Genomic DNA, 22,816 nt, shown 5'->3' on the forward strand with positions numbered 1-22,816 from the left:
CATCCGCGGACCACAGCAGACGCTAGGGGAGAGAAGTGAACGGACGGGTGGCGGGCGCGCTGCCCACCACCCGTCCGTTCGAGGGGTTCCGGTGGCTCAGTGGCCGAGGGCGGTCTGCACCACCTTGAAGATGACCATGATCATCGCGATCAGGAGGTAGGTGCGCAGGGCGCCCATGCCGACCTTGCGGGCGGTGGACATGACCGGCTTCTCCAGGGTCTCCAGCGGGGGCATCCGCCAGTTGTCACGCCCGGTGCGGTCGATCGGGTCCTCCTTGGTGCCCCGGCGGCCGAAGGTGAAGAAGTACCCGGCGACCAGCACGCCGGCGACGCCACAGCCGGCCATGATCCACAGGATCGTGCCCGCCTTGATGTCCGGCCACACGACGGAGGCGGTCAGGATGAGCGAGAGGGTGACCAGGACGCCGACCACCGCGGCGGTGAACGCGTTGGTCTTCGGGCCGTTGACCCACGCGCCGAGGACGGCCTTGTCGTTGCAGAGCAGCAGCAGGAAGACGGTCGCGGAGGGCAGCAGCACGCCGGCGAGCACCTGGACGAACTGGGTCATCAGGCCCTGGGCGTAGTCGGTCGAGACCAGCGTGATCGCCGCGGCGACGACCACGACACCGGCGTAGATCGCGTAGAAGCCCTTGGCGCCCGTGACGCCGCGGTGCAGCGAGTGCTTGATGCCGAAGACATCGCCGATGGCGTAGGCGGTGGAGAGGGAGACCGCGAAGGCGCCGATGATCGCGGCGTCCAGCAGGGCGATGGCGAACAGCACGCCCGCGACCTCACCGGCCCTGTCGGCGATGCCCTTCGCGACGCCGGCCGCGTCGGTGAACTGGCCGACCCCGTCGGTGCCGGCGAAGGCGGCGGCGGTGAAGCCCATCATGGCGGCGGCGCCGACGATGACGATCACGATGCCGATCCAGAGGTCTGCCTTCTCGTACTTCATGAACCGCGGGGTGATGCGCTTGTCGATGACGTAGGACTGCTGGAAGAACAGCTGCCACGGGGCGACGGTGGTGCCGACGATGGAGATGATCACCAGCATCACGGCCGCGAGCTCGCCCGCGCCGCCCGGCATCGTGGGCACGACGAAGTCGTGGGCCATCTGCGAGGTCTTCGGGTGGACCGCGAAGTAGATCGGCACCAGCAGGAGCGAGCCGACGCACAGGGTGACCGCGACGCGCTCGAAGCGCTGGAAGGAGCCGGTGAAGGCGGAGGCGACGATGACCGCGGCGGCCAGGACGACCGCGAGTTCCTTCGGCAGGCCGAGGTAGCCGGCGGCCTGCGTGACCCCGATGAACTCGGTGACCAGGGTCAGGGCGTTGAGCAGGAACAGGTCGATGACGCTGAACGCGCCCCAGAACTTGCCGAAGCGCTCCAGGATCAGGCGGGCGTGGCCGACGCCGGTGACGGCGCCCAGACGCAGCACCATCTCCTGGTTGACGTAGAGGACGGGGACGAGGAGGAGCAGCGTCCACAGCAGCCGGGTGCCGTAGTTCTGGCCCGCCTGGCCGTAGGTGGAGAACGCGCCCGCGTCGTTGTCGCCGACCATGACGATCAGGCCGGGGCCGACGATCGCCAGCAGGGTCTTCAGCTTCGCGGACAGGCCCTGGCGCGGGGCGTCATCGAGCCTGATGGTGCCGAGGGCACCTTTGATGTCGCCCACGTGGGCGTCGTCCAGCACCGCGCTGCGCGCGGCGGGAATCTTCGGGTCCAGCATGACGTCTGCCATGGTGAGTCCTCCCCGCCCCCTGCCTTGAGGGGGCCATCAGGGGGCACGCAGCAGTAATCCTCCCTGCGGACGCGCAGCATCGATCCACACGGATGCGCGAGCCGGGACAGGGCCGGGCTCAGGCGTCGTGCGGGCAGGACGATGCGTCAGGCGGCTTGTGTCAGCGCGTGGTTGAGCGGCTTCACGTGGTTGAGCGGCTTCGGCGCAGGACGCAGCGCATGGTGAGCGTTCGCAGGAAAGGTTGTTACCGCGTGCCGGAGGTGTACGAGAGCATGCGGGGGCAGGGGCAACTGTGGCCCGGACTACTGCAGTCCATGTTTCTCGCCTCCTCCCGGCCGGGGGCGCACCGAGTGTGCGCCGCATCGCGACACGGCAAGGAGCGGACCGATCGCGCTGGACCGGTACACCCCAACTCGTCAGAGCTTTGGCACTTCACGGCGTAATCCCCCTGATGCGGGGGAAGCCACTTGGGATCAACCCTTAACTCGGGAAGATCTGTCCTGAACCTGGGCGTCTCTCGACGTCGTCGGGTCAGTGGCCTGTGTCCGTGAAGACGCCTCACCGAACGAGGTGCCTCTTCAAACCTCAAAGAGCATAGCCCCTCCCGGGATGCCCCCGGACTGCTTCTCATGCGATCTTCGACACCTTTGTAGAACCTTGACCAACGGGCTCGACCGAACGGCGGACGGCCTGCAACCACACCGGGCACGGGCGCCGTACCACGAGCGCCGCTCCAGGCAGGAGCGCCGAGGAAGGGAAACGGGCGGTGCTGCGCGGGTTCGGCGATCTGGAGGCCGAGATCATGGACCGGCTCTGGTTCTGGGGCCGGCCGGCCACGGTGCGCGAGGTGGCGTGGTGGGCCAGCGTGTTGGCGACTCCGCCGCTCCCCCACCTGCCGGCGTGCGCGCCACATCCGTGAGCCCGGACGTACTGCTCCGTCCACTGAGTGTCCATCAGACTCTCAGGAAGATCGGTTAGCCTGCCCCGGCACCGCACCGTGCGGTGCACCAAAGGGGGATCGACAACACGATGACCGCGAAGACTTCGCTGAGCACCTGCACCCGGGCGACCGCCGTGGCCGCCGCGGCGGCCGCCGTCCTGGCGCTGACCGGCACCGCCGCCCGGGCCGCCGGGACCGCCGCCCCGGTCTCCGGCACCGAGGCCGTCATCACCGTCGGCCACAACCAGGCCCAGCCGCTCGTCAGCCCCGACGGCACCACGGCGTACGTCGTGGTGACCGGGACGGGCAACGCCGTCCAGGTCAAGGCGGTCGACACCCGGAGCGACGCCGTCACCCGGCAGGTCACCCTGAACACCAGCCAGCTCGGCCTCGTGGCCGGGCTCGCCCCGGACGGCACCCGCCTGTACGTCGCGAACGGGCAGCAGCTCATGGTGCTCGACACCGCCACGCTGGCCGTGCTCGGCACCACCGCCCTGCCCGACCAGCCGCGCCAGGCCGGCTGGAACCCGGGCACGCTCACCGGCCTCACCGTGAGCCCCGACGGCGCCACCGCCTACGTCGTCCAGAACGGGCCCACCACCTACCGCCAGTACGGCCAGGGCCGGGTGGTCGCGTTCTCCACCGCCCAGCAGGCCTTCACCGGCTCGGTCCAGGTGCCCGGCAGCTTCACCGGCACCGCCGCGTTCCGGCCGGGCGGCCACGACCTGTACGTCGGCAGCGACGGCGGCGTGTTCCACCTCGGCACGGCGGGCGCCACGCCCACCCTGGTCGGGACCGTCAGCGGCACCGCCGGGGCGCTCGACTACTACCCGGTCTTCACCCCGGACGGCACCCGCCTGTTCGCGGTGGCGTCCGGCTCCAAGGGCGGCCAGGCCGACGTGATCGACCCGGCCGGCGACACCGTCACCCGGCACCTCGCCCTCGTCAGCGGCTTCGCCGACCTGCGTGCCCCGCAGGTCAGCCCGGACGGCACCCGGCTCTACGTGGCGAAGAACGACTACACCGCCGGCCCGTCGGTGCTCTCCGTCGACACCGCCTCCGGCAGCGCCGTCGCGGCCGAGACCGTCTCCCCCGACGAGGACCAGCTCGACGGCCTCGCCGTCGGCCCCGACGGCCACACGCTCTACGTGACCGGCACGATCGGGAGCAACGGGACGCTCCAGATCATCGCCGACTGACCGACGCCTCATGGGTGCCCGGGGCGGCGTGGGCCGCTCCGGGCGCCCGGGGTCAGACCGCGCGGAAGGTGCGGCGGTACGCGTGCGGGCCGACGCCGATGGCCGCGTGGAGGTGCCGGCGCAGCGAGGCGCCGGTGCCCAGGCCCGCGCGGCGGGCGACGAGGTCGACGGGCCAGTCCGTGGTCTCCAGGAAGTGCCGGGCCAGGTCGACGCGTTGGCGGGTGAGCCACTGCACGGGCGTGGTGCCGGTCTCCTCGCGGAAGTGGCGGGAGAAGGTGCGCACACTCATGTGGGCATGGGAGGCGAGCCCGGCCACGGTGAGCGGTTCGGCGAGGCGGTCCATCGCCCACGCCTGGGTGGCGGCGGTGCCGGCGGCGCTCGCGGCGGGCACCGGGCGCCGGACGTACTGGGCCTGGCCGCCGTCGCGCCAGGGCGGGACGATGCAGGAGCGGGCGACCTCGTTGGCGATGCGGCTGCCGTGGTCGCGGCGGACCAGGTGCAGGCACAGGTCGATGCCGGCCGCGACCCCGGCGGAGGTGAGGACGTCGCCGTCGTCGACGAACAGCACGTCGGGGTCGATCCGGGTCGTCGTGAACATCCGCTGCAACCGGTCGGCATCCCGCCAGTGCGTGGTGGCAGGGCGGTGGTCGAGGAGCCCGGCAGCGGCCAGCACGTAGGTCGCGGTGCAGATGGCGACGATGCGCGTGCCCGGGCGGACGGCGTCGAGGGCCGCGCGCAGCCCGTCCGGCAGGCGGCCCTCCTCGCGGATCGGGCCGAGGCCTGCCGAGGGCGGGATGACGACGGTGTCGACGGTGGCCAGCAAACCCGCGTCGTGGACGACGGCGAGGTCGTAGTCGGCGTCGGTGCGCACCGGTCCGCCGTCCAGGCTGCACGTGGCCACGGTGTAGAGGGGGGCGCCGGTCTCGTCCCGGGCGGCGCCGAAGATGCGGGCGGGGATGCCGAGTTCGAAGGGGTGGACGCCGTCCAGGGCCAGTACGCCGACGTGGTGCATGGCCGGATCCTCTCATTCCGTGGCCGTCCCGCCGCCACCGGGCGCCGCCCGGCCCCGGCAGTCTGACGGTGTGCCCGGGAAGCGGGCGCGGCCGAGCGGAAACGAGTACCTGACCATGCCTCAGCACGACATCATGCGGATGATCTCCCAGGAGACCGCCGGCGGCCCCGAGGTCCTGCGGCTCGTCGAGGCCGCGCGCCCGGAGCCGGGACGCGGCGAGGTCCTGGTCCGCGTCCGCGCCGCCGGGGTCAACCCGGCCGACTGGAAGACCCGCACGCGCGGCGCCTTCGCCACCGGGGCCACGCCGCCGTTCACCGTCGGCTGGGACGTGTCGGGCGTCGTCGAGGCGGTGGGCTACGGCGTGACGCTCTTCCGGCCCGGCGACGCGGTGTACGGGATGCCCCGTTTCCCGCACCCGGCGAACGCCTACGCCGAGTACGTCACCGCGCCGGCCCGGCACTTCGCGCCCAGGCCGGCCGGCCTGAGCCACGTCGAGGCGGGCGCCCTGCCGCTGGCGGCGCTCACCGCGTGGCAGGCGCTGGTCGACACCGCCGACGTGCGGCCCGGGCAGCACGTGCTGGTCCACGCCGCCGCGGGCGGGGTCGGCCACCTGGCCGTCCAGATCGCCAAGGCCCTCGGCGCCCACGTGACCGGCACCGCGAGCACCGAGAAGCACGACCTGCTGCGCTCGCTCGGCGCGGACGAGCTCGTCGACCACCGCACGACGGACTTCGCCGAAACCGTACGGAACGTCGACGTCGTCCTGGACCCGATCGGCGGGGCCAACTGGGCCCGCTCGCTGCGCACCCTGCGCCCGGGCGGCACGCTGGTCTCGATCGAGCCGCTCACCGACGCCTTCCCGGCTGCCGAGGCGCGCGCGGCGGGCGTCCGTGCGGTGTTCATGCTGGTCGAGCCCGACCACCAGGGCCTGCGCGAGATCACCCGGCTGGTCGAGGACGGCCGACTGCGGGTGATCGCCGACCACGTGTTCCCGCTGGCCGAGGCGGCGCGGGCGCACCGCCTCGGCGAGCGGGGGCGGACGACCGGGAAGATCGTCCTGTCGGTCTGACGGCGGCCTCAGGCGGGGCGGACGGCGACCCATGTACGGCATGACGTCGATCGGGAGGACCTCGGCGTTCCTGCCTCTGCGCGGAGCGTGGATCATCGTGCCGTCGCCTCTGCAGATGCCGACGTGGTGGATGTCGTTGCAGAAGAAGACGAGGTCGCCGGGCTGGAGGTCACCACGGGCGACGCGCGGGCCGTCGTTCCACTGGCCCCGGGACACCCGGCTGGCACTCGTCGCCGCCCGAAGTGCTGAAGTGTCGCTGAATCGAGGGAAAAGTCACACCGACCGGCCCTCCTGTGCCCGTGCGAACGGGCGCTAACCTGCGGTCATGAAGGTCCCGCCCGAAGGGCTCCCCCTCGCCGCCGAGTTCCCGGCAGCGCACCGAGAGCAGTGGCAGCGGCTCGTCGAGGGCGTGCTGCGCAAGTCCGGCGCGCAGCCCGAGGACGGCCCCGCCGCCGAACAGGCGCTCGCCACCCAGCTGCAGGACGGCCTGCGCGCCCGCCCGCTGTACACCGCCGAGAACGCCGACGCCGAGGCCGGCTACCCCGGCTTCGCACCGTTCGTGCGCGGCAGCCGCCCGCACGGTTCGGCCGTCGCCGGGTGGGACGTCCGCCAGCGGCACGCCGACCCGGACCGGCGCCGGACCAACGAGGCGGTCCTCGCGGACCTGGAGAACGGCGTCGGCTCGCTCTGGCTGGAGCTCGGCGGGGAGGGCCTGCCGATCGCCGCGCTGCCCGAGGCGCTGACCGGGGTGTACCTGGACCTGGCCGCCGTCGCCCTCGACGCCGGACCCGAATTCGCCGGCGCCGCAGAGCAGTTGTTCAAGCTGTACGAGGAGCGTGAGGTCTCCCCGGCCGACGCGGCCGGCAACCTCGGCGCGGACCCGCTGGGCCTCCAGGCCCGCACCGGCGAGGCCACCCGCACCGACGCGCTGCTCGCCGACGCCGTCGCGCTCGCCGCCCGCTGCGCCGCCGGCTACCCCGGCGTCCGCGCGCTCACCGTCGACGCCCTGCCGTACCACGAGGCCGGCGCCTCCCCCGCCCAGGAGCTGGGCTGCTCGCTCGCCACCGGCGTCGCCTACCTGCGCGCGCTGACCGCCGCCGGGCTGTCGGTGGACGCCGCGCTCGGCCAGCTGGAGTTCCGCTACGCGGCCGACGCCGACCAGTTCCTGACGATCGCCAAGTTCCGCGCCGCGCGCCGGCTCTGGGCCCGCGTCGCCGAGGTGTCGGGCGCCTGCGCCGAGGCCTCGGCGCAGCGTCAGCACGCCGTCACGTCCCGCGTGATGATGACCGCGCGCGACCCGTGGGTGAACATGCTGCGCACCACCGTCGCCTGCCTGGCCGCCGGGGTCGGCGGCGCCGAAGCCGTCACCGTGCTGCCGTTCGACACCGCGCTGGGCCTGCCGGACGCGTTCGCCCGGCGGATCGCCCGCAACACCCAGTCGATCCTGCTGGAGGAGTCCCACCTGGCCCGGGTGATCGACCCGGCCGGCGGCTCCTGGTACGTCGAGCAGCTGAGCGAGGAGCTCGCGCGGGCCGCCTGGGCGTGGTTCCAGGAGATCGAGCGGGCCGGCGGCCAGCGGGCCGCCCTGGAGTCCGGCCTGGTCGGCGACCGGATCGCCGCGACCTGGGCGGAGCGGTCGGTGAAGCTCGCCAAGCGGCGCGAACCCGTCACCGGCGTCAGCGAGTTCCCGAACCTGGACGAGCCGCCGCTGGTCCGCGAGCCGGCCCCGGGCATGCTCGGCGGCGGGCTGCCGCAGGTGCGGCGCGCCGAGGCGTACGAGGCGCTGCGGGACCGCTCGGACGCCTTCGCCGCGGCCAACGGCGAGCGGCCGAAGCTGTTCCTGGCGTCGATCGGCACGGCCGCCGCGCACACCGCGCGCACCACCTTCGCCGCCAACCTGTTCCAGGCGGGCGGGCTCGCGACGGTCTCGTCGGAGTCCGTCGACCCGGCCGCGTTCGCCGAGGCCTTCCGGGCCTGCGGCGCCACCGTCGCCTGCCTCTGCTCCAGCGACGCCCTCTACGGCGAGCACGCCGCGGCCGTCGCCGGCGCCCTCAAGGCGGCCGGCGCCCGGCGGGTGCTGCTCGCCGGACGGCTCGCCGAAGCACCCGCCGGGGTGGACGAGTTCATCCACGCGGGCGGGGACGCGGTCGCCGTCCTCACCTCCCTGCTGGACCAGATCACCGGTGCGGGCAGCGCCGACGAGGACAAGGTGACGCGATGATCCCCGACTTCACCGGAATCGGGCTGGACGGCGACGCCGCCCGCAACGTCACTCCCGAGCAGTGGCGGGCCGCCTGGCGGCAGTCCACCGGCAAGGACGTCGACGAGTTGGTCTGGGACACCCCCGAGGGCATCGGCGTCAAGCCGCTGTACACCGCGGACGACCTCGCCGGGCTCGACTTCCTCGACACCTACCCGGGCATCGCCCCGTACCTGCGCGGGCCCTACCCGACCATGTACGTCAACCAGCCGTGGACCGTCCGCCAGTACGCGGGCTTCTCCACCGCCGAGGAGTCCAACGCCTTCTACCGCCGCAACCTGGCGGCCGGCCAGAAGGGCCTCTCGGTCGCCTTCGACCTGCCGACCCACCGCGGCTACGACAGCGACCACCCGCGCGTCACCGGCGACGTCGGCATGGCGGGCGTCGCCATCGACTCGATCTACGACATGCGCCAGCTGTTCGACGGCATCCCGCTGGACAGGATGTCCGTGTCGATGACCATGAACGGCGCCGTGCTGCCCGTGCTCGCGCTGTACATCGTGGCCGCCGAGGAGCAGGGCGTGCCGCCCGAGAAGCTGGCGGGGACCATCCAGAACGACATCCTCAAGGAGTTCATGGTCCGCAACACCTACATCTACCCGCCGCAGCCGTCGATGCGGATCATCTCGGACATCTTCGCGTACACCTCGCAGAAGATGCCCCGGTACAACTCGATCTCCATCTCCGGCTACCACATCCAGGAGGCCGGGGCCACCGCCGACCTGGAGCTCGCCTACACCCTGGCCGACGGGGTCGAGTACCTGCGCGCCGGCCTGGACGTGGGACTGGACGTGGACGCCTTCGCGCCGCGGCTGTCGTTCTTCTGGGCGATCGGCATGAACTTCTTCATGGAGGTCGCCAAGCTGCGCGCCGCCCGCCTCCTGTGGGCCAAGCTGGTCAAGCAGTTCGACCCGAAGAACGCCAAGTCCCTTTCGCTGCGCACCCATTCGCAGACCTCCGGCTGGTCGCTCACCGCGCAGGACGTGTTCAACAACGTGACCCGCACGTGCGTCGAGGCGATGGCCGCCACCCAGGGCCACACCCAGTCGCTGCACACCAACGCCCTCGACGAGGCGCTCGCGCTGCCCACCGACTTCTCGGCCCGCATCGCCCGCAACACCCAGCTGCTGCTCCAGCAGGAGTCCGGCACCTGCCGGGTCATCGACCCGTGGGGCGGCTCGGCGTACGTCGAGAAGCTGACGAACGACCTGGCACGGCGGGCCTGGCAGCACATCCAGGAGGTCGAGGCGGCCGGCGGCATGGCCAAGGCGATCGACGCGGGCATCCCGAAGATGCGCGTCGAGGAGGCCGCCGCCCGCACCCAGGCGCGCATCGACTCCGGCCGCCAGCCGGTCATCGGCGTCAACAAGTACCGGGTGGAGAGCGACGAGCAGATCGAGGTGCTCAAGGTCGACAACTCCTCGGTCCGCGCCCGCCAGATCGAGAAGCTGCGCCGGCTGCGCGAGGAGCGCGACGAGGCGGCTTGTCGTGATGCGCTGCACGCGCTGACCCGGGCCGCCGAGGCCGGCCCGCAGCGCGGCGGCTCGCTCGACGACAACCTCCTGCACCTCGCCGTCAACGCCGCCCGGGCCAAGGCCACCGTCGGCGAAATTTCGGACGCCCTGGAGAAGGTGTACGGCCGCCACTCCGGCCAGATCCGTACCATCTCCGGTGTGTACCGTGACGAAGCGGGCCCGTCGGCCCCCCTCCAGCGCACCCGGGACCTGGTCGAGCGGTTCGAGGAGGCCGAGGGCCGCCGCCCGCGCATCCTCGTCGCCAAGATGGGCCAGGACGGCCACGACCGCGGCCAGAAGGTGATCGCCACCGCCTTCGCCGACCTCGGTTTCACGGTGGACGTCGGCCCGCTGTTCCAGACCCCGGCCGAGGTCGCCCGCCAGGCCGTCGAGGCGGACGTGCACATCGTCGGCGTCTCCTCGCTGGCCGCCGGACACCTCACCCTGGTGCCCGCGCTGCGCGCCGAACTCGCCGAGGCGGGGCGGGAGGACATCACCATCGTGGTCGGCGGCGTCATCCCGCCGCAGGACTTCGACGCGCTCTACGAGGCCGGCGCGGCCGCGGTCTTCCCGCCCGGCACGGTCATCCCGGACGCCGCGTACGACCTGCTGAAGTCGCTGGCGGCCGACCTCGGCCACGAGCTGTGAGTCTTTGATCGCATGCCTCCACGGACGATCGACCTCGATCAGTACGCCGCCGGTGTCGTGGACGGCTCGCGCGCGTCGATCGCGCGGGCCGTCACGCTCGTCGAGTCGACCCGGCCCGACCACCGCGCGCTTGCGCAGCAGCTCCTCCAGCGGCTGCTGCCGCACGCGGGCGGCGCGGTCCGGGTCGGCATCACGGGCGTGCCCGGTGTCGGCAAGTCGACCTTCATCGACTCCTTCGGCACCATGCTCACCGGGCAGGGCCACCGGGTCGCGGTCCTCGCCGTCGACCCGACGTCCAGCCGGACGGGCGGCTCCATCCTCGGCGACAAGACCCGGATGGAGCGCCTCGCCGTCGACCCGCACGCCTTCGTCCGCCCCTCCCCCACCTCGGGGACGCTGGGCGGCGTCGCCAAGGCCACCCGGGAGTCCATGGTGGTGATGGAGGCGGCCGGCTACGACGTCGTGCTGGTGGAGACCGTCGGCGTCGGCCAGTCCGAGACGGCGGTCGCCGGGATGGTCGACACCTTCCTGCTGCTGAGCCTGGCCCGGACCGGGGACCAGCTCCAGGGCATCAAGAAGGGCGTGCTGGAACTCGCCGACGTCATCGCCGTCAACAAGGCGGACGGCCCGCACGAGACGGACGCGAAGGCGGCGGCTCGTGAACTCGCGGGCGCGCTACGCCTGTTGCAGGCGCCCGATGCCGCGTGGACGCCCCCGGTGCTGACGTGCAGCGGACGCGAGGGCCTGGGCCTCGACGTGCTGTGGGAACGCCTGCAGCAGCACCGCAAGGTGCTGGACGCGACGGGCGCACTGGCCGCGAAGCGCCGCGACCAGCAAGTGGAGTGGACGTGGACGATGGTCCACGACCAGCTCTATGCACGGTTGCACGAGCACCCGGAAGTGCGGCGCGTCGCAGCGGACTTGGAGTCCCAGGTCCGCGCCGGTTCCTTGCCGGCGGGCCTGGCGGCCCAGCAGATCCTGGACGCCTTCTTCGGCCCGGCCTAGCTGATGTGAGCGCCCTGCCTCCGGAACACGGAGGGCAGGGCGCTTCGTCGTACGGGCACACCGGCCGTGCCGCCGTGCCTGCCCGAGCCGCCCCAAGGCCCGAAGGCCGCGCGTCAGCCCGCCCCCAGCTGACGCCCGATCCGATCACGCGTGGCGAGCGCTCGTGGGTCGTCGTAGCCGACCAGGAGTGTCAGCGCCTCCTCCCAGTGCCGGCGTGCCGCGTCTGTGTCGTTGGTGAGCAGTGCTGTGCCCAGGGCGTCCAGCGCCTGCGCCTCGTTCCAGGCGTCGCCGAGTTCGCGGTGGGTGGCCGCGGCCCGGCGGAGGAAGGCGGCTGCCTCGGTGCGGCGTTCGAGGTGGCGGTAGGTCTCGCCCGCACCGTGCCAGGCGAGTGCTTCTCGGCTGCGGTCGCCGAGGCGGCGGTGGAGTACGGCGGCGCGTTGGTAGGAGTCGAGGGCGTCGGTGAACTGTCCGCCGGCCCGCTGGGCGTCGCCGAGGGTGATGAGCCAGAAGCCTTCGAGCCGGTGGTCCCGCAGGTTCAGCGCGATGTCCAGTGCCGTGTGCGCAGAGGCCAGTGCGTCGGCGGGGTCGCCTTCTGCGCGCTGGATGTCGCTCAACAGGCGCAGGGCGTTTCCTTCACCTCGCTGGTTGTTCAGTGCGCGGTGGGCTGCCAGTGCCTGGTCGACGGTGGACGTGGCCTGCGACAGGCGGCCGGCACGGTAGTGGGCACTGGCGAGGTTGGCGAGCGTGGTGGCCTGCCAGTACGCCTCGTCCTGCTCCCGGAAGGCGGTGAGTGCCTGCTCGAAGTACTGTGCGGCCTCGTCCAGCCGGCGCCGGTGCAGGTGGACCAGTCCGAGCAGGTTGAGGGAGTGCGCCTCGTTGAGCCGGTCGCCGAGGTCGCGCCAGAGTGCCAGCGCTCTGCGGTGGTACTCCAGGCTTTCGTCGAGGGAGTTGGTCCGGGTGTACCCCATGCCGAGGTCCGTGAGCAGGAGGGCCCGGGCGCTGTCGTCACCGAGGCGGTCCGCCGCGGCCAGGCCGAGGTGACCCGCCGCGAGCCAGTCGGCGCCCGGGGCCGAAGGGGCCTGGGCGTTCCAGAGCACGGCGGCCAATTGCCAGGTCAGTCGGTCCTCGCCCGCCGCCGAGGCGGTGTGGACGGCTTGCAGGAGGTTGGCACGTTCGCGTTCGGCCCAGTCCACGGCGGCGTTGTAGTCGGCGAACGCGGCCGGCTGCACTCCGTCGGTCGCCGGGTCGAGCGGCAGTCGGGCTTCGGCGGGCCGCAGCCACCGCTGGGCGGCGTCGGCGGTGTGCAGGTACCAGTCCAGCACGCGACGCAGTGCGGCCTGGCGTGATTCCGGGGTTTCCTCGTGGTGGGCCTGGTCGGTGGCGTAGGCGCGTAGGAGGTCGTGGAACTGGTAGCGGTCCGGTGCGCTCTGTTCGACGAGGTGGGCGCCGACGAGGGAGTCGAGGAGCTGGCGGGTGCGGTTGGGAGTGTGGTGGGCGAGGGCCGCTGCGGCGTGGAGTCCGAAGTCGGGGCCCGGGTGGAGGCCGAGGAGGCGGAAGAGGTGGGCGACCTGGGCCGGGAGGGCGCGGTAGGACCAGGCGAAGACGGTGCGGACGGCGTCGGCGTCTTCGTCGTCTCCGACGCTGAGGGCGTCCCAGAGGGCGGACTTGTCACGGAGGTCGGCAATGAGGTCGTCCAGTCCCATGTGGGGGAGGCTGGCGGCGCGTTCGGCGGCGATGCGCAGGGCCAGAGGCAGTTGGGCGCAGAGGCGGGCGAGTTCGGTGAGCTTGGCCGGGTCGTCCTGGGGTCGGTGGTCGGCAGTGACGGCGCGCAGCAGGGCGACTGCTTCGGATTCGGGCAGCGTGTGAAGGGTGAGCCGGCGGGCGCCGTCGCGTACGGCGAGGCCGGACAGGCGGCTGCGGCTGGTGACGACGACGAGGCTGCCGGCGGTGCCCGGCAGGAGGGGGCGGACCTGGTTGGCGGTGGCGGCGTTGTCGAGGACGACGAGGACGCGGCGTTCGGCGAGGAGTGAGCGGTAGAGGGCGGCGGCTGCATCGGGGTCGTTCGGGATGGACTGCGGGTGGACTCCGAGGGAGGCCAGGAAGCGGTGGAGCGCTTCGTGGGCGGTGACCGGTCGGCCGGGGTCGTAGCCACGGAGGTTGACGTAGAGCTGTCCGTCGGGGAACCGGTCGCGGGCCTGGTGTGCCCAGCGGAGTGCGAGTGAGGTCTTTCCGGCCCCGGCGGTGCCCGCGATGACGATGACGGCAGCGTCGGACGGCTCGCGGTCCTCACCGGTGAGGATGGTGTTCAGTTCGTCGAGTTCCCGCACGCGGTTGACGAAGCCCCGTACGTCGGCGGGCAGTTGGCGGGGCGTGGGAGTGGTGCCGTCCTGACCGGGCGTGCGGTGGAAGTGGATGTCTCCGTTGATGTCCCTGGCCTGGACGACGTCGTGGGCCGAGGACCCGGTCACGGTGGAGCGTGTGCTTCCGGGGCCACGTGTGGTGCCGTCGGGCTCGCCTGCCACTTTGCTCCGCTTCTGCGTGGGTGGGACGGGTGGGGGAAGGTGTGCCACTTCGTTGGCGAAATAGGTTTGCACGTCTTCGCCCACCTGGTAGAGATCCTTGATGTAGTTCTCCCACCGGCGGATGAGATCGGGATCGGTGAAGCGGACCGCGCCGACCGGAGTTCCCGTTTCCGAATACAGGACCTGGTAGAGGGTGCGGCCCCCGAGAACGACGACCTCCGGCAGTTGCCCGGACTCCTCGGATTCGGCCAGCGCCCCGGCATTGACGATGCGGATCCGTTCACCGCATTCGGCGCGGATCCGCAGCGAGTGCAGCTCCCAGTGCAGATAGGTCGTCAACGGCTTCTCGACCACCCGTACGCGGTGGAAGAACGACTGGCGCTCCTCGTCCTCGCGCCCGAGTTCGAGCAGGGCCTCACGCCGGTCCTCGAGGAGCCGCAGCGCCTCGCTCCAGTCGCCCCGCAGGAGTGCTTCCCAGCTCGGGCTGCCCTGTTCCTCGAAGTGCTGGCGCCGTTCGAGCTTCCAGGAGTCCCGGCCGCGGACCTGGGCGTCCCGCTCGCGGAAGTCGCGCTTGTAGTCCTGCCGGGCGAGGTTCTCGCCCCACTCGGACCGCAGCCCGGGAGCGCGCCGGTCAGGCATCCGTGATGTCCGCTTTCGCCGTGCGGAGCATGAGGCCCGGGATGACGACGAGCCGCTCGCCCGGGCCGACGGAGACGTCTTCGGGGAGCCGGCCACGATAGTCGTCCGTGAGGTCCCGGCCGATCACGGCGATGTCGCCGTTCGAGAGCTGCCAGATGTCGGGACATTCGTCCCGACCTTCGGACGTGCCGAGCTCTTTCGCGGACTTTCCCAGGCGCTTCTCGAACGAAGCGGAAGGATCGGCTTCCCACGCACGAGCCATGTCTGCCCCCATTGTTTTGCTCTCGCCACAGAGCCGCGGGCTCAGCATCCTACACCCGACGGTTACTCGGGGGAATATTCGAATATTCGCCATGTACTCCTAAATGATCACAATCACGGCGCAATCGGTCCGATATGCGTAACGCCCGTCTGCATGTGGCAGCAAAAGTGCAAGGCGACGGCTCCGGACTGGTCACCCAGTCCGGAGCCGTTCATTCGAGCCCTGTCAGGCCGACTTCACGGCGGCGAACCGGGTCGAGACGTCCTGCCAGTTGACGACGTCCCACAGGCGGGTCACGTAGTCCGGCCGGACGTTGCGGTACTGCAGGTAGTAGGCGTGTTCCCACGCGTCGAAGGCCAGCAGCGGAGTGGTGCCCTGGCCCACGTTGCCATGATGGTCGTAGACCTGCTCGACGATCAGGCGCCTGCTCAGCGGCTCCCACGAGAGGATGCCCCAGCCGGAGCCCTGAACGCCCGTCGTGGCGTTCGTCAGCTGCTTCTTGAAGGCCTCGAAGCTGCCGAAGTGCTCGGTGATCGCGTCGGCCAGCTCGCCCTCGGGGCGGTCGCCGCCCTCCGGGGAGAGGTTCTGCCAGAACAGCGAGTGCAGGACGTGGCCGGACAGGTGGAAGGCGAACGTCTTCTGCAGGCCGACCAGGCCGCCGAACTGCTCCTTGTCGCGCGCCTCGGCCAGCTGCTCCAGGGTGTCGTTCGCGCCCTTCACGTAGGCGGCGTGGTGCTTGGAGTGGTGCAGCTCCAGGATCTCGGCCGACATCGCCCGCTCCAGCGCGGAGTAGTCGTACGGCAGGTCGGGAAGCGAGTAGGTGCCCAACGGGTCCCTCTTTCACGAAGTTGGTGATCGTGCCGGGACAACACTATTGCGCATCACTTGCAAGAGCGACCAATGGGCTCCTGCTTATTCCCGACAACTCGTCTGGCACCATGGTCGCGACGGCATGTCATGGGTGAGATAGGTGAGAGGCTGTGACGGCGATCCTCGGGATCGGCACGCTGGTGGTGGTTCACCCTGCGCGTGCCGCCGCTGCGGCTCCGCACGGACAACGGCGCGATGGGCGCGGCCATCGGCGATCTGCTGGTCCGCGCGGGCGCCGCGCCAGCGCCGGCGGACCTCTCCGTGGAGCCCTCGGCACCGCTGGAGTACGCGGCACTCAGTCCCCTGCCGTCCAGGTGACGAGCGGCGGGCGGACGGCGGCGCACAGTGGATGGCCCTTGGCGTCCGTCAGGCCCAGGCGGGCCACCAACAGGCCGGTGCGGACGGCGGCTTCGGCGGTGTCGGCGTCGATCGCGCCCAGGAGGATCTTCGCGCGGCGGAAGAGGGCCATCTCCGTGCCGCTCACCCAGCTGAGATAGATGAAGCGCCCGCCGGGGGCGCCCTGGACGTACCGGCCGGTGATGTCCACGCCGGCGGGCGTCGGCTTCGTCACGCACTCCAGCGTCCACTCCGCGCGCGGCGCGTCGCCGGGCTGCGGGTCCAGCAACTCACCCGGCTTGGCGCGGCGTTGGACGGCGACGTGGATGTCGCCGTACCCCGGGAAGCCGGGGGCGGCGGCGCACTCGCGGCCGGGCAGGTCGGTGGCCTCGATCCTCAGCAGCATGCGTCCACCCTCCGTCACGGCGCCTCCCGCCACTGCCGGACGGCGTGCACGATGTCCTGGCCGATCCGGTCCAGGAGCGTCGCGGCGCCGTCCATCCGGGCGCCGGCCGGGGTGGCGGGGCCGAGCAGTTCGGCGCCCTCGCGGGCGATCCCGGCGAGCATCGCGTTCCGTTCGGCGCTGGCCAGCAGTGCGCGGTACCAGATGTCACCGTCGATGACGTACCGCGTGCGGCGCCGGTGCTCGTCGCGCTCGCGGCGGACCAGCGCCTGGCCCTCCAGATAGGCGGTCGCCTTCGAGACGGAGGCCGGGCTGACCCGGAGGCGCTCGGCCAGTTCGCCCGCGGTGAGGCTGCCGTCGTCGGTGACGTAGAGGCAGATGAGCACCCGGGCCACCATCCGGGGCATGCCGACGTGCACCAGCAACTCGGCCATCCGATCGGCGAATTCGCGCACGGCGACGGGGTCACGGCCGGCCGCCTGCCGGACGACGACGGCCGAGCGGGCGACGGCCGACGGCGAGGCCGGGCGGGTGCGGCGGGAGCGCTGGACGGTCGCCCGGTGGGCGCGGTCGGCGCGGTAGCCGGAGGGGCCGCCGTTGCGGGCGATCTCGCGGGTCACGGTGGACGTCGGGCGGCCGAGGTCGCGGGCGATCTCACCGTAGCCGAGCCCTTCGGCCAGGCCGGTGGCGATCCGGCGGCGGTCCTGCTGGGTCAGTCTGGCTCCGGGCATCCGTCCTCGTCTCCTCGGGTGGCGCGACCAGTATGCGCGGGGCGCCGGGCCTGTTGCAATGAGACCGAGCACTCTTGCAATCACCGGCAGGGTCGTTGCAAGGATATCGCCGCCATGAGCTGCAAGGATTCATCTGTAAATAGGAGTTGATGTTGATTCATATTGAAAGAACACCGTAGTTTCTTCCTCGCAACCGAAACCACCGCCAGGGGGAACAGGCCATGAAGAGCACCGTGAAGACCACCACCCGCACCACCGTGGGCGTCCTGCTCGCCGGGGCCGTGCTCTCGGCCACCGCCGCCGCGCCGGCCCTCGCCGCGCCGGCCCTCGCCGAGCCGGCCGCGAAGGGCGGGCGCGACGGAGTGCAGAAGGTGCTGGACCGGGCCGTGACCGACGGCGGCCTGCCCGGCGCGGTCGCCGAGGTCCGGGACGGCCACCACCGCTGGTTCGGCAACGCGGGCGTCGCCGACACCACCACCGGTCGGGCGCGCCACCCGCAGGACCGGTTCCGGATCGGCAGCACCACCAAGACCTTCGTCGCCACCGTCGTCCTCAAGCTCGCCGCCGAGGGCCGGCTGAGCCTCGACGACAGCGTGGAGCACTGGCTGCCCGGCGTCGTCGACGGGCCCGGCTACCAGCCCGACCGGATCACCGTGCGGCAGCTGCTCAACCACACCAGTGGCGTCTTCAACTACGTGATGGACGACGACGTCCGGCGCGACGCGGGCGGCCCCGCCTTCCTCCAGCACCGTTTCGACGGTTACACCCCCGCGCAGCTCGTCGGGATCGCCATGCGCCACGAGCCCGACTTCGCCCCCGGCACCGGCTGGACGTACTCGGACACCAACTACGTGCTCGCCGGGATGATCGTCGAACGCGCCACCGGCACCACGCTCGCCGAGCAGATCGAGCAGCGGATCACCGCCCCGCTCGGGCTCAAGAGCACCTACACGCCGGACCCGGCCGACGTCACCATCCACGGGCCGCACGGGCACGGGTACACGCGCCTGGGCGACCCCCACCCGGACGCCCCCGTCCACGACGTGACCGAGCTGAGCCCGTCCTGGGGCTGGGCCTCCGGCGACATGATCTCCACCGTCGGCGACCTCGACACCTACTTCGCCGCGCTGCTGGGCGGCCGACTGCTGCCGGCCGCCCAGCAGCAGGAGATGTTCACGATGATCCCGACGCCGCCGAAGGCGTGGATCGAGAACACGACGTACGGCCTGGGCGTGAGCTCCATCAAGCTGTCCTGCACCACGGTGTGGGGCATGGGCGGCGCCATCAACGGCTCGTGGAGCTACACCTACGGCAGCCGGGACGGCCGCCACCTGCTCTCCACCGACGTCAACGGCGACTGGACGAACGGGAGCTGGAAGGGCGGCAGTTGGCCGATCGGCGTGTTCACCGACGAGCTGGAGGCGGAGTTCTGCCCCGGCGGCTCGGGCGCGTGATCCGGGCGGGACGCGGACCGGGGGCGGGGGCGGGGGCGGGGGCGGGGGCGGCCGCGGCACACTGGGCGGCATGAGCGGACCCCGCCCCCCGAGACCGGAACTGCCCGACATCGCCGCCGCCCAGGAGCGCGGGCCGGCGGCGGTGGTCGAGGTGACGTGGCAGGCGAAGATCCTGGCCTGGCAGTGGATGCTCCACGGCCGGACCACCGGCAGCGCCGCAGGTGTCGTCCCCCTGCTGCGAGCCGCCCGGGCACACCCGCGGCTGGGGCGGCTCCACCCGTGCACCAGCCACTTCATCCTGCACTTCAGCCGCTGCACCGAGCAGCCGTACGTGTCGGCGGCGCCGAGCATCGAACCGCTCCCCGAGGGCCGTTACCGCCTCCGGCGGCGTGGCGAGGTGATCGGTCACGCTGACGGCCCGGCCGAGGCCCTCGCCCTGGCGGCCACCCATCTGCCGCCCGACCTCGGTCCGGTGGTCGCCCACGCCCACGAGCTCGCGCAGTAGGGTCAGCAGGCCGTCGGCGGGTGGAGGGCCAGCAGGGACGGGACTTGGTCGGGCGCGGCCAACCGGAGGAGGCCATGGCCGATGCCGGCCAGGCCGACCATCAGGGACGGGCTGTGGACGCCGTGCGGCAGGCCGCAGGTCCACCCGCGGGTGTCGAGGGCGTCCAGGGCGGCGCGGGCTGCGGGATACCAGGGGCGGCCGGCCAGCTGGAGGGATTCCACGTTGCCGAGGTCGCCGTGGCACAGGGACGCGTTGAGGCCGAAGCCCTCGCGGAGCACGGTGTCGAGGGCGGTGTCACGCTCCTTGGCGAGCAACTCGCCTCCATCCGGCAGGAGTTCGGTGAGCTCCACCCGGGCGAGGGCGATACCGGAGGCGCCGTGGCACCAGAGGACCGGGAAGGACGGGGCGTCGGGGGTGCCGTCCTCGCGGACGTCGCGCCAGTTGGCGGCGGCCGGGTCGAACAGGGTGCGCTCGTAGTCCAGTGCGGCGAGGGCGAGTTCGGGCAGACGGGAGTCACCCAGGCGGTGGCCCGCCTTCGCCAGCGCCCACGCGATGCCGGACCCGCCGTGGGCGAAGCCCGCCAACGGGCCGGCGGCCACGCCCGCGAGGGAGGCGGGGAGCCAGCCGACGCCGCCCTCGGCCCGCCCCGATTCGGGGTGCGGGGTGGCGGTCTCGACGAGGCGTGCGGCACAGGCGGCGAGGGCGGCGGTCACGGCCGGGCCTGGACGGACGGAGTCCCAGGCCAGGAGACCGCCGATGGTGCCGGCGTTGCCCGCCAGGAGGTCGTGTTGGACGTCCTCGGCGGCGGTGGCCGCGACGCGGCCGATCATCTGCCCGGCCAAAGCGTCGAGTTCGTCGTCGGGGTGGTCGGCGGCGAGGTGCGCGAGGGCGTACAGCACGCCGCCGGTACCGGCGAGGCCGCCGCCGAGGCGGTCGGCGCGGCGGCGGACCTGGCGGCGGAGCGTCCGTTCGGCGGCTCGGGCTGCCTCGCGATGGGAACGGTCCCCGGTGGCAGTGGCGAGCTGGTGGAGGAAGAGGGTGATGCCGGCCGTGCCGCTGTAGAGGTCGGGGCCGAGCTCGGCGGGTGCCCAGCGGCCGGGCGGAGTCCAGTTGGGACCGACCCAGGCGAGGTCGGCGCTGCCCCGGTAGGCCTCGCGGAGCAGTTGTTCGCCGGCCTCGACGGCCTTGGCGAGGGCGCGGGCGGCGATGTCGTCGCCCGTCTCGTCCGGCGCGGCGCGGAGCACGGCCGTCGCGGCCCGGCACGGCTCGCGGGCGCCGTCGGCCGTCGTCACGGACAGCCGCAGGAGCTGGAGTTGGCGCTCCAGGTCCTCCTCGTCAAGCCCGTCCGCCTTCGCGAGGGCGAGGTCGAGCGCGGGCCGGTCCGCGACGCCCGGGATCACCGCGCCGGTCGAGGAGCGGGCGTCGACGCCGTCGGGGCGGATGGTGAACACGGGCACGTCGCCGCGCCACAGGTCCTCGCGCTCGTGGTCGACGAAGGCGAGCGCGTGCTCCTCCCAGGCGGCGAGGGCCCAAAGCCGGTCGAGGTGGCGGTCCTGGTCGAGGGCGTCGCGGAGGAGGTCGGGGTGGCAGGCGGTGTTGAGGAGGCTGCGGTACTCGAAGGTGTCGCGGCGCAGCATGCGGGTCTCGTCGCCCGCGAACGCGCGGATCAGCTCGCGGAGTCGCTCCTTGTGCGCGGCGAGGATCCGGTAGGCCTCGGTGAAGCCGGCCTCCAACTCGTCGAGGTGGTCGGCCAGTCGCAGCGGGCGGCCGGCCGGGACGGGACGGCTGCCGGGGGCTTCGACGGCCACCCGTCGGTATTCGAGCCGTAGGTCGTCCGTCCCCTGGTTGACGAGGACGGGCGCGGCGCGGGGCGGGAGGCTGGCCGGGTCCCAGCCGAGGGCGGAGAGGTCGGTGCCGCCGTTGCCCTCGTCCCACATGCGTTCGGGCAGCAGGCCGGAGCGCAGCACCGAGTGGCGGGCGCGGTGGCGGGCGAGGCGCTCGGACTCGGAGAGGTCCTTGGCGGGCTCGTGCAGGTCGGGGTGGAGCAGGGCCTCCAGGTCGATGAGCACGGGCTGGTCGCGGACGGCGAGCAGGTTCTGCGCGTGGCAGTCGACGGCGTCGAGGACGTACATGAGGGCGGCGAGCGTGCCGGCGCGGTGGTAGAAGGCGCTCAACTCGGCGTCGTCGCCGACCGGTTCGGCGGTGAGGTGGGCGACCCAGCCGTAGCCGTGGCGGGCCAGGTGGGTGAGGTCGTGCAGGGGCAGCCGGAGCCGGGGGTTGAGCCACCGCAGGACCTGCTGGAAGTGGGTCTCGGCGCCGAGCGGGCGGGGCTTGTAGACGATCCGGGTGCCGTGCTCGAAGCGCAGGGAGCTCACGCTGGCGCCGCCGCGGTGCGGGTCGCCGAGGCCGGTGGCGAGTTCGGTGAGGCGGCCGAGCGGGCGGCCGTCGGCGAAGGTGGCGGAGATGGCGGGCAGGTCGGCGGCGAGGCGGCGGAACAGGGTGAGGCCGGTGGTGGTCCACTGCTCGGCCGTCGTCGTCAACCGGTGTGCCAGGACGGGGTATTCGGCGAGCAGCTGCAGTGCGCGCTCGGGCCGGGTGAGCCGGTCGAGGAACCCGCGGTAGCGCTCCTTCGGGGTGTCGCCGGTCAACTCGCCGGTGAGGCGGGCGACATGGAGCTCGGTGATGACGGTGCGGACGATCATGCCGTGGACGGCGGCGGTGAGCGCCGGGAGGGCGAGGGCGGTCAGCTCCTCGGGGGCGCCGAGGGCGGGGAGGTCCAGCTCGGCGATGCCGGCGCACAGGCGGTCGCGGGCCTCCGCCAGCAGGGGCGCGACGAGCCGGGCGAAGGCGTGGTCCTCGGGGACGTCGAAGGTGGCGGGTGCCGCGAAGGCGGCGGCGAGGCGCTCGGCCCACGGGAGGGGTCCGACGCGGTCCGCGAGGGTGTCCGGGTGCTCGGCGAGCAGGGCGTGCAGGGCGTCCGGGTCGAGGCCGTCGGCGGCGAGGCGGCGCTCGAACCAGCCGTCCCGGTCGAACGGCGCCTGGGCCCGCCAGCGCACCAGCTTCCGCCCGGCGCGTTCGGCTCGCTCGGCGCGTTCGGCTCGCTCGGCGCGTTCGGCCCCCTCGACGCCCTCGGCGGGTCCGGCCTCCGACCGCGCGGCGCCGGGCACCGGACCGCGGGCGCTCAGCGGGACGGCGCGGGCGGCGGCCCGCAGGAGTTCGGTCGCGTCAACCACGGGGCGGGGCCGCCTCTCTCGCTGTTTCTCTCGTTGCATCTCTACGCTGTCTCGCTACGCCGTATGCCCGGCCGGCTTCGGCGGCCGATCAGGGCGGGTGGCGCCCCGGCGTGGGGTCGGGGCGCCTCCCGGCGGGCCGGCCCCGGCTGCACGTGCGTCGGCAACTCGACGCGCTGTCGGGGGTGTCGAGTTGCCCTGCAGCCGCACCGTCCACCTCGCGGGGCCGGTGGAACACCAGGGCCGTGGGGTGCCCGGTGCCGTGTTCCGGCCACGATCGAACCACCGACCGGCGGCGGTGGCCCGGCGCGGATCCCGGCGGTGCGGCCGCGATCCGCGCCGGCCACGACCCCGGAAGCCACGGGCTCCGGGATCCGCCGGCTCCGGAGGCGCACGGGCGTTGATGAACGACCCCAAGGTGCTCCTAATCGACGAACCCACCAGCGCCCTGGACCACGAGCGGGGTGCGGCCGTCCT

Annotated in this window: 15 protein-coding genes, 4 pseudogenes and 1 riboswitch; of the genes and pseudogenes, 10 read left to right on the forward strand and 9 right to left on the reverse strand. The window is 72.7% G+C overall.

Going from position 1 to position 22,816, the window contains the following annotated elements; genetic code table 11:
- Positions 1–96: 96 nt before the first annotated feature.
- On the reverse strand, positions 97–1,740 hold the full coding sequence (locus ACWCXH_RS28540) for an NRAMP family divalent metal transporter (protein WP_449804346.1): 1,644 nt from the start codon (positions 1,738–1,740) through the stop codon (positions 97–99).
- 400 nt (positions 1,741–2,140) lie between these two features.
- Positions 2,141–2,317: riboswitch (M-box (ykoK) riboswitch) on the reverse strand.
- 192 nt (positions 2,318–2,509) lie between these two features.
- Here ACWCXH_RS28540 and ACWCXH_RS28545 point away from each other — a divergent pair.
- Positions 2,510–2,590, forward strand: a pseudogene (locus ACWCXH_RS28545) (BlaI/MecI/CopY family transcriptional regulator); the annotation flags it as partial.
- A gap of 179 nt (positions 2,591–2,769) precedes the next feature.
- Entirely contained in the window at positions 2,770–3,879 is a 1,110-nt protein-coding gene (locus ACWCXH_RS28550; protein ID WP_449804347.1) for a hypothetical protein, read from the forward strand.
- Between the two features lie 52 nt (positions 3,880–3,931).
- Here ACWCXH_RS28550 and ACWCXH_RS28555 read toward each other — a convergent pair whose 3' ends face one another.
- A complete protein-coding gene (locus ACWCXH_RS28555) occupies positions 3,932–4,891 on the reverse strand; it encodes a GlxA family transcriptional regulator (protein WP_449804348.1) in 960 nt (319 codons plus the stop codon).
- 115 nt (positions 4,892–5,006) lie between these two features.
- Here ACWCXH_RS28555 and ACWCXH_RS28560 point away from each other — a divergent pair, with 115 nt between their 5' ends.
- On the forward strand, positions 5,007–5,960 hold the full coding sequence (locus tag ACWCXH_RS28560; protein WP_449804349.1) for an NADP-dependent oxidoreductase: 954 nt from the start codon (positions 5,007–5,009) through the stop codon (positions 5,958–5,960).
- Positions 5,961–6,044: 84 nt separating this feature from the next.
- On the opposite strand, the pseudogene ACWCXH_RS28565 reads toward ACWCXH_RS28560, so the two are convergent.
- Positions 6,045–6,176: pseudogene (locus ACWCXH_RS28565) on the reverse strand (C40 family peptidase); the annotation flags it as partial.
- A gap of 109 nt (positions 6,177–6,285) precedes the next feature.
- On the opposite strand from ACWCXH_RS28565, the gene ACWCXH_RS28570 reads away from it, so the two are divergent.
- The 3 genes from ACWCXH_RS28570 to meaB are packed head-to-tail and all read left to right on the forward strand — an operon-like array spanning position 6,286 to position 11,387.
- Positions 6,286–8,181, forward strand: coding sequence for a methylmalonyl-CoA mutase subunit beta (locus tag ACWCXH_RS28570; RefSeq protein WP_449804350.1), 1,896 nt, complete (start codon positions 6,286–6,288; stop codon positions 8,179–8,181).
- Positions 8,178–10,382 (forward strand): methylmalonyl-CoA mutase, encoded by a 2,205-nt coding sequence (scpA, locus tag ACWCXH_RS28575; protein ID WP_449804351.1) that lies wholly within the window; start codon positions 8,178–8,180, stop codon positions 10,380–10,382. The genes ACWCXH_RS28570 and scpA overlap by 4 nt, the downstream gene beginning before the upstream one ends.
- Positions 10,383–10,394: 12 nt before the next feature.
- On the forward strand, positions 10,395–11,387 hold the full coding sequence (gene meaB, locus ACWCXH_RS28580; RefSeq protein WP_449804352.1) for a methylmalonyl Co-A mutase-associated GTPase MeaB: 993 nt from the start codon (positions 10,395–10,397) through the stop codon (positions 11,385–11,387).
- A gap of 113 nt (positions 11,388–11,500) precedes the next feature.
- Here meaB and ACWCXH_RS28585 read toward each other — a convergent pair whose 3' ends face one another.
- From ACWCXH_RS28585 to ACWCXH_RS28595, 3 genes are all read right to left on the reverse strand, one after another.
- Positions 11,501–14,548, reverse strand: coding sequence for an ATP-binding protein (locus ACWCXH_RS28585; protein ID WP_449804353.1), 3,048 nt, complete (start codon positions 14,546–14,548; stop codon positions 11,501–11,503).
- Positions 14,541–14,810, reverse strand: coding sequence for a hypothetical protein (locus ACWCXH_RS28590; protein ID WP_449804354.1), 270 nt, complete (start codon positions 14,808–14,810; stop codon positions 14,541–14,543). Before ACWCXH_RS28590 ends, ACWCXH_RS28585 begins: the two co-directional genes overlap by 8 nt.
- A gap of 225 nt (positions 14,811–15,035) precedes the next feature.
- Positions 15,036–15,638, reverse strand: a complete 603-nt coding sequence (locus ACWCXH_RS28595) for a superoxide dismutase (RefSeq protein ID WP_449804355.1) — start codon at positions 15,636–15,638, stop codon at positions 15,036–15,038.
- 195 nt (positions 15,639–15,833) lie between these two features.
- On the opposite strand from ACWCXH_RS28595, the pseudogene ACWCXH_RS28600 reads away from it, so the two are divergent.
- Positions 15,834–15,998: pseudogene (locus tag ACWCXH_RS28600) on the forward strand (tRNA (adenosine(37)-N6)-threonylcarbamoyltransferase complex transferase subunit TsaD); the annotation flags it as partial.
- Here the strand turns inward: ACWCXH_RS28600 and ACWCXH_RS28605 are convergent.
- Positions 15,976–16,422, reverse strand: coding sequence for a DUF5990 family protein (locus ACWCXH_RS28605; RefSeq protein WP_449804356.1), 447 nt, complete (start codon positions 16,420–16,422; stop codon positions 15,976–15,978). The pseudogene ACWCXH_RS28600 and the gene ACWCXH_RS28605 sit on opposite strands and share 23 nt — an antisense overlap.
- Before the next feature lie 14 nt (positions 16,423–16,436).
- Positions 16,437–17,150 carry a helix-turn-helix domain-containing protein gene (locus ACWCXH_RS28610; RefSeq protein WP_449804357.1) on the reverse strand — a complete coding sequence of 238 codons (714 nt, stop codon included), beginning with the start codon at positions 17,148–17,150 and terminating at the stop codon, positions 16,437–16,439.
- Positions 17,151–17,371: 221 nt separating this feature from the next.
- Between ACWCXH_RS28610 and ACWCXH_RS28615 the strand changes: the two genes are divergently transcribed.
- Together ACWCXH_RS28615 and ACWCXH_RS28620 are read left to right on the forward strand one after the other, a co-directional pair.
- Entirely contained in the window at positions 17,372–18,604 is a 1,233-nt protein-coding gene (locus ACWCXH_RS28615; RefSeq protein ID WP_449804358.1) for a serine hydrolase domain-containing protein, read from the forward strand.
- 70 nt (positions 18,605–18,674) lie between these two features.
- Complete coding sequence (locus tag ACWCXH_RS28620) at positions 18,675–19,109, forward strand: DUF6193 family natural product biosynthesis protein (protein ID WP_449804359.1); 435 nt, start codon at positions 18,675–18,677, stop codon at positions 19,107–19,109.
- A 2-nt stretch (positions 19,110–19,111) separates the two neighbouring features.
- Here the strand turns inward: ACWCXH_RS28620 and ACWCXH_RS28625 are convergent, their stop codons facing one another.
- On the reverse strand, positions 19,112–22,342 hold the full coding sequence (locus tag ACWCXH_RS28625; RefSeq protein ID WP_449804360.1) for a type 2 lanthipeptide synthetase LanM family protein: 3,231 nt from the start codon (positions 22,340–22,342) through the stop codon (positions 19,112–19,114).
- A gap of 388 nt (positions 22,343–22,730) precedes the next feature.
- Between ACWCXH_RS28625 and ACWCXH_RS28630 the strand changes: the two are divergent.
- Positions 22,731–22,816: pseudogene (locus ACWCXH_RS28630) on the forward strand (ABC transporter ATP-binding protein); the annotation flags it as partial.

It is taken from the genome of Kitasatospora sp. NPDC001660 (genome assembly GCF_053596725.1).

Coding starts and splice junctions, on each gene's coding strand:
- ACWCXH_RS28570 (WP_449804350.1), top strand. CDS start 6,286: ATGAAGGTCCCGCCCGAAGGGCTCCCCCTCGCCGCCGAGTTCCCGGCA.
- ACWCXH_RS28605 (WP_449804356.1), bottom strand. CDS start 16,422: ATGCTGCTGAGGATCGAGGCCACCGACCTGCCCGGCCGCGAGTGCGCC.
- ACWCXH_RS28610 (WP_449804357.1), bottom strand. CDS start 17,150: ATGCCCGGAGCCAGACTGACCCAGCAGGACCGCCGCCGGATCGCCACC.
- ACWCXH_RS28550 (WP_449804347.1), top strand. CDS start 2,770: ATGACCGCGAAGACTTCGCTGAGCACCTGCACCCGGGCGACCGCCGTG.
- ACWCXH_RS28615 (WP_449804358.1), top strand. CDS start 17,372: ATGAAGAGCACCGTGAAGACCACCACCCGCACCACCGTGGGCGTCCTG.
- ACWCXH_RS28555 (WP_449804348.1), bottom strand. CDS start 4,891: ATGCACCACGTCGGCGTACTGGCCCTGGACGGCGTCCACCCCTTCGAA.
- ACWCXH_RS28585 (WP_449804353.1), bottom strand. CDS start 14,548: ATGCCTGACCGGCGCGCTCCCGGGCTGCGGTCCGAGTGGGGCGAGAAC.
- ACWCXH_RS28540 (WP_449804346.1), bottom strand. CDS start 1,740: ATGGCAGACGTCATGCTGGACCCGAAGATTCCCGCCGCGCGCAGCGCG.
- scpA (WP_449804351.1), top strand. CDS start 8,178: ATGATCCCCGACTTCACCGGAATCGGGCTGGACGGCGACGCCGCCCGC.
- ACWCXH_RS28620 (WP_449804359.1), top strand. CDS start 18,675: ATGAGCGGACCCCGCCCCCCGAGACCGGAACTGCCCGACATCGCCGCC.
- meaB (WP_449804352.1), top strand. CDS start 10,395: ATGCCTCCACGGACGATCGACCTCGATCAGTACGCCGCCGGTGTCGTG.
- ACWCXH_RS28560 (WP_449804349.1), top strand. CDS start 5,007: ATGCCTCAGCACGACATCATGCGGATGATCTCCCAGGAGACCGCCGGC.
- ACWCXH_RS28590 (WP_449804354.1), bottom strand. CDS start 14,810: ATGGCTCGTGCGTGGGAAGCCGATCCTTCCGCTTCGTTCGAGAAGCGC.